The sequence below is a fragment of the Pontibacter sp. HSC-14F20 genome (genome assembly GCF_019599265.1).
Classification (GTDB): Bacteria; Bacteroidota; Bacteroidia; order Cytophagales; family Hymenobacteraceae; genus Pontibacter.
The window spans coordinates 1-255 of sequence record NZ_JAHZTC010000087.1; the positions used below are offsets into that span (position 1 = coordinate 1).

1 pseudogene is annotated in these 255 nt (G+C 59.6%); it reads right to left on the reverse strand.

Annotated features, from left to right (window positions below):
- Positions 1 to 255 (reverse strand): annotated as a pseudogene (locus K3G39_RS21260) (carbohydrate kinase); the annotation flags it as partial.

Consider the following 255-nt stretch of genomic DNA (forward strand, 5'->3'; position numbering starts at 1 on the left):
CGCCCGAGGTGCCGGCGGTGGCCGCTACCTCCCCGGGCTTGAGCACGTTCAGCGAGAGGGCATTGTTGGGCTGGTCCCCTGATTTATAGGTCACGGGTATTCCTGCTTTCAGCCCCAGTTCGTCGGCCACGGCTTTGCTCACAGTGCCGTGCTCGGAGAAAACAGGGTGGATGGCAGGGATCAGGTTTTTGTCAAAGCGGTAGTAGCTGAGCACATCCTCTGAGAGCTGATCCTGCTGGAAATCCCAGAACACGC